Below are 5,284 nucleotides of genomic sequence, written 5' to 3' on the forward strand. Positions count from 1 at the left end.
GGGGGCGGTTGAACAGGACACCACTAATGCCCACTGCCATACACCGCTTTCTCATAGCCATCGCACTATTGCTGCCAATGCTGGCCCATGCCGGCGACGCCGAAGACTTCGTCGCGGCCAATCCTGTGCAGCAAGCCAAACTGCTGGAAACCTGGGCAGCGCAGCCCGACCCGGCGCGTATCGAATTACTCAACGCCCTGCAACAAGGCGAGCTGACGATCGACGGCCAACCGAAAACCCTGCGCCTGAACAATCGCCTGCGGGGTCTGATCGACACCGCGATGGCCAGCCATCAATTGCTCGCTGCCGACGCCAAAATCCGTCTGACTGCCGCGCAGCAATTGCAGAAAAGCGCGAAACCCGCGCAGCTGAAATTCCTCGACCAGCAACTGGCTGGCGAAAAAGATGAAAGCGTCCGTGCCGCCCTGAGCCTGGCGCTGGCCAATCTGCAACTGGTCAACACTGATCCGGCCGTACGACTCGCGGCGGTGCGATTGCTTGGCGAAACCGGCGATCCACTGGCGCGCACGCGCCTCGAAGGTTTGCTCGAACCCGGCGTCGAAGCCGATGCCGGCGTACGCACGGCGGCCGAAACCAGCCTCGCCCAAGTCAAACGCAAACTGCTGATCGGCGAGATCCTCGGCCAGGCGTTCAGCGGCATGTCGCTCGGTTCGATTCTGCTGTTGGCAGCGCTCGGTCTGGCGATCACCTTCGGCCTGCTCGGCGTGATCAACATGGCCCACGGCGAAATGCTGATGCTCGGTGCCTACTCGACCTACGTGGTGCAGTTGATGTTCCAGCGTTACGCACCGCAAGCGATCGAGTTCTACCCGTTGATCGCGCTGCCGGTGGCGTTCTTTGTCACGGCGGCGATCGGCATGGCGCTAGAGCGCACGGTGATTCGCCACCTCTACGGCCGCCCACTGGAAACCTTGCTCGCCACCTGGGGCATCAGCCTGATGCTGATTCAACTGGTGCGCCTGTTGTTCGGCGCGCAGAACGTTGAAGTGGCCAACCCGGCATGGCTGTCAGGCGGGATTCAGGTTTTGCCAAATCTGGTGCTGCCGTACAACCGCATCGTGATCATCGCCTTCGCATTGTTCGTCGTCGTGCTGACGTGGCTGCTGCTGAATAAAACCCGCCTCGGCCTCAATGTCCGTGCCGTTACCCAGAACCGCAACATGGCCGCCTGCTGTGGCGTGCCGACCGGTCGCGTGGACATGCTCGCCTTCGGCCTCGGCTCGGGCATCGCCGGCCTCGGCGGCGTGGCGCTGAGCCAGATCGGTAACGTCGGCCCGGACCTCGGCCAGAGCTACATCATCGACTCGTTCCTGGTGGTGGTGCTCGGCGGCGTCGGCCAGTTGGCCGGTAGCGTGTTCGCGGCGTTCGGCCTGGGCATCGCCAACAAGATTCTTGAACCGCAGATCGGTGCGGTGCTTGGCAAGATCCTGATCCTCGCGCTGATCATTCTGTTTATCCAGAAACGTCCGCAAGGCCTCTTCGCACTGAAAGGACGGGTGATCGACTGATGAACCAGCCTCTGTTAGTCACGGCCACGCAAAAGGCCGGGCCGAAAATCACCCTCGCGATTGGCGCGGTAATCCTCGCTCTGCTGATCGCCCTGCCGCTGCTGTCGTTATTGTCGCCCGACAATGCGCTGCACATCTCGGCGTACACGCTGACGCTGGTTGGCAAAATCCTCTGCTACGCCATCGTCGCCCTGGCGCTGGATCTGGTCTGGGGTTACGCCGGTTTGCTGTCGCTGGGTCACGGCCTGTTCTTCGCTCTCGGCGGTTATGCGATGGGCATGTACCTGATGCGTCAGGCCGCCGGCGATGGCTTGCCGGCGTTCATGACCTTTCTGTCGTGGAGCGAATTGCCGTGGTACTGGACCGGCACCAGCAACTTTATCTGGGCGATGTGTCTGGTGGTGTTGGCGCCGGGATTGCTGGCGCTGGTCTTCGGTTTCTTCGCTTTCCGTTCGCGGATCAAAGGCGTGTATTTCTCGATCATGACCCAGGCCCTGACCTTCGCCGGCATGCTCTTGTTTTTCCGCAACGAGACCGGGTTTGGCGGCAACAACGGCTTTACCAATTTCCGCACGATTCTCGGTTTCGGTATCACCGAACCGGGCACCCGTGCGGTGCTGTTTCTGGCGACGGTGTTGTTGCTGGTGGCGAGCCTGTTCATCGGCTGGCGCTTGGCGCAGAGCAAGTTCGGCCGCGTGCTGACTGCGCTGCGCGATGCGGAAAACCGCTTGATGTTCTGCGGCTACGACCCGCGCGGTTTCAAGCTGTTCGTGTGGGTGTTGAGTGCGGTGTTGTGTGGCCTGGCCGGGGCGTTGTACGTGCCGCAAGTGGGCATCATCAACCCGAGCGAAATGTCGCCAACCAACTCCATCGAAGCAGCGGTATGGGTTGCCCTTGGCGGTCGCGGCACGCTGATCGGCCCGCTGCTCGGCGCCGGTGTGGTCAACGGCATGAAGAGCTGGTTCACCGTGGCCTTCCCGGAATACTGGCTGTTTTTTCTCGGCGCGCTGTTCATCGTCGTGACGCTGTACCTGCCCAAAGGCGTGATCGGTCTGCTGAAGAAACGAGGTGAACAATGAGAGTCACGGCGAGCGCTGAATTCATGCTGGAACCGGCCTTCTTTCCCGTCGAACCGAACAAGGACGCCGGCACCAGCCGCGACTCGATCGGCCTCGGCCAGCGCGTCGGCCCGGGCCTCGACACCCGTCACGGCACGATCCTCACACTGGAAGACATCAGCGTCAGCTTCGATGGATTTCGTGCGCTGAACAATCTCAACCTGTACATCGGCGTCGGCGAATTGCGCTGCATCATCGGCCCTAACGGCGCGGGTAAAACCACGCTGATGGACGTGATCACCGGCAAGACTCGGCCGAGTCACGGCAAAGCCTGGTTCGGCGAAACGCTGGATCTGACTCAAATGAGTGAAGTGCAAATCGCTCAGGCCGGCATCGGCCGCAAGTTTCAGAAGCCGACGGTGTTCGAGGCGCTGAGCGTGTTTGAAAACCTGGAACTGGCGCAGAAAACCGACAAGTCGGTGTGGGCCAGTTTGCGTGCGCGCTTGAGCGGCGAGCAAAAAGATCGAATCAGCGAAGTGCTGGAGACGATTCGCCTGACCACCTCGGTCAATCGTCAGGCAGGCTTGCTCTCCCACGGTCAGAAGCAGTTTCTCGAGATCGGCATGTTGCTGATGCAGGATCCGCAATTGCTCCTGCTCGATGAGCCGGTGGCGGGCATGACCGATGCGGAAACCGAGTTCACGGCTGAACTGTTCAAGTCGCTGGCGGGCAAGCATTCGCTGATGGTGGTGGAGCATGACATGGGCTTTGTCGGCTCGATTGCTGACCATGTGACCGTGTTGCATCAGGGCAGCGTGTTGGCGGAAGGCTCGCTTGAGCAAGTGCAGGAAAACGAGCGCGTGATTGAGGTTTACCTCGGCCGCTGAAGCTGCAAACACTCATCAAAACTGTGGGAGCTGGCTAGCCAGCGATGAGGCCGGCACATCCAGCATTAATGCCGACTGATCCACCGCTATCGCTGGCAAGCCAGCTCCCACAGGGTTCTGTGTGCAACAGGGAGAATTTGGAAATGCTGCAAGTCGACAAGCTGCACCAGTACTACGGCGGTAGCCACATCCTGCGTGGCCTCTCGTTCGACGTGAAAGTCGGCGAAGTCACCTGCCTGCTCGGCCGTAACGGTGTCGGCAAAACCACCCTGCTCAAATGCCTGATGGGCCTGCTACCGGCCAAAGAAGGCGTAGTCAATTGGGAAGGCAAACCGATCACCACGTTCAAGCCACACCAGCGGGTTCACGCCGGGATCGCCTATGTGCCGCAGGGCCGCGAGATCTTCGGACGCCTGACGGTGGAAGAGAATCTGCTGATGGGTCTGTCGCGTTTTCCCGGCAGTGAAGCCAAGGAAGTCCCAAGTTTCATCTACGAACTGTTCCCGGTGCTGCTACAAATGAAGCAGCGTCGCGGCGGTGACCTCTCCGGTGGTCAGCAACAGCAGTTGGCGATTGGTCGCGCATTGGCCAGCCGCCCGCGCTTGCTGATCCTCGACGAGCCTACCGAAGGCATTCAACCTTCGGTGATCAAGGAGATCGGCGCGGTAATCAAGAAACTCGCGGCGCGCGGTGATATGGCGATTTTGCTGGTCGAGCAGTTCTACGATTTCGCCGCGGAACTGGCCGATCAGTATCTGGTGATGTCCCGGGGCGAGATCGTCCAGCAGGGGCGCGGTGAAAATATGGAGGCCGAGGGTGTACGCGGGCTGGTAACGATCTAGTACAACGAATTAATCTGTAGCTTCCTAACGATAATTACACACCATGAATTCGACTGTTGCACCTGCCCTGTTTACCCCGAGCTGGCACGCCGCGCTGGAACTCGCTTATGCCCGTTTCGGCGACTGCACGCGCCCGGTCATGCGCCGACACCTCGGGCCGCTGCGGGTGCAAAAGCACCTGTACGCCGAAGGCCCTGAAGTCTGTCAGCACATCATCGTCCACCCGCCGGGCGGGATTGCCGGCGGTGATCGGCTGGACATCAGCGCGCGCGTCGAAGCCGACGCCTGGGCGCAGATCACCAGCCCCGGTGCCGCCAAGTGGTATCGCGCGGGTGGGCCGGCGTATCAAAAACTGGATTTGAAAGTGGCAGCCGGCGGGACGCTGGAATGGCTGCCGCAGGAAACCATCGTCTATAGCGCCGCGCAGGCTGAGCTGACCACTTCGATTGAACTTGAGGGTGATGCACGGCTGTTTTACTGGGATGTGGTGGCGCTGGGTCGCCCGGCCAGTGGCGAACGTTTTGACCACGGGCATTTTCAGGCGCACCTGGATATTCGCCGCGATGGCCGATTGCTCTGGCACGAGCGCCAGCGCATTGTCGGTGATGACGGTTTGCTTGATTCGCCGATCGGGCTGGATGGCAATCCGGTGTTTGCGACGTTGTTGGTGACCGGTGAGATTGAGGCTGAGTTGCTGGAGCGCTGCCGCTCGCTGGATCACCAGGTTCGCGGGGATTTGACGCAATTGCCGGGACTTTTGGTTGCCCGTTGTCTGGCCAGTGAAGCGTTGCTCGCACGGGCCTGGCTCATCGATTTATGGCGCTTGCTGCGTCCGGTGCTTCTGGATCGCGAGGCGGTGTCACCGAGAATATGGAACACCTGAAAGCAACCCTCACCCCCCGCCCTCTCCCGGAGGGAGAGGGAGCCCGACCGAGTCGCTTGAAATGAATTTAACTGACTGAACGAAT

Annotated in this window: 5 protein-coding genes; all 5 read left to right on the forward strand. The window is 60.7% G+C overall.

All coding sequences use genetic code 11. The features are described from left to right. Nucleotides 1-26 precede the first annotated feature (26 nt). The 5 genes from urtB (at nt 27) to PMI23_RS28910 (ending at nt 5,199) form a co-directional block, all read left to right on the forward strand. On the forward strand, nt 27-1,529 hold the full coding sequence (gene urtB, locus PMI23_RS28890; protein WP_007918911.1) for an urea ABC transporter permease subunit UrtB: 1,503 nt from the start codon (nt 27-29) through the stop codon (nt 1,527-1,529). Then, a complete protein-coding gene (gene urtC / locus PMI23_RS28895; RefSeq protein ID WP_007918912.1) occupies nt 1,529-2,608 on the forward strand; it encodes an urea ABC transporter permease subunit UrtC in 1,080 nt (359 codons plus the stop codon). Before urtB ends, urtC begins: the two co-directional genes overlap by 1 nt. Beyond that, nucleotides 2,605-3,474: an urea ABC transporter ATP-binding protein UrtD gene (gene urtD, locus PMI23_RS28900; RefSeq protein WP_007918913.1), complete on the forward strand. Its 870-nt coding sequence runs from the start codon at nt 2,605-2,607 to the stop codon at nt 3,472-3,474. Before urtC ends, urtD begins: the two co-directional genes overlap by 4 nt. A 143-nt stretch (nt 3,475-3,617) precedes the next feature. Next, nucleotides 3,618-4,316, forward strand: a complete 699-nt coding sequence (urtE, locus tag PMI23_RS28905) for an urea ABC transporter ATP-binding subunit UrtE (protein WP_007918914.1) — start codon at nt 3,618-3,620, stop codon at nt 4,314-4,316. Between the two features lie 43 nt (nt 4,317-4,359). After that, nucleotides 4,360-5,199, forward strand: a complete 840-nt coding sequence (locus PMI23_RS28910) for an urease accessory protein UreD (protein ID WP_007918915.1) — start codon at nt 4,360-4,362, stop codon at nt 5,197-5,199. The last annotated feature ends 85 nt before the right edge of the window (nt 5,200-5,284 follow it).

Origin of the sequence: Pseudomonas sp. GM24, from assembly GCF_000282235.1 — a bacterium.
GTDB lineage: Bacteria > Pseudomonadota > Gammaproteobacteria > Pseudomonadales > Pseudomonadaceae > Aquipseudomonas.

Coding starts and splice junctions, on each gene's coding strand:
- urtD (WP_007918913.1), top strand. CDS start 2,605: ATGAGAGTCACGGCGAGCGCTGAATTCATGCTGGAACCGGCCTTCTTT.
- urtE (WP_007918914.1), top strand. CDS start 3,618: ATGCTGCAAGTCGACAAGCTGCACCAGTACTACGGCGGTAGCCACATC.
- urtB (WP_007918911.1), top strand. CDS start 27: ATGCCCACTGCCATACACCGCTTTCTCATAGCCATCGCACTATTGCTG.
- urtC (WP_007918912.1), top strand. CDS start 1,529: ATGAACCAGCCTCTGTTAGTCACGGCCACGCAAAAGGCCGGGCCGAAA.
- PMI23_RS28910 (WP_007918915.1), top strand. CDS start 4,360: ATGAATTCGACTGTTGCACCTGCCCTGTTTACCCCGAGCTGGCACGCC.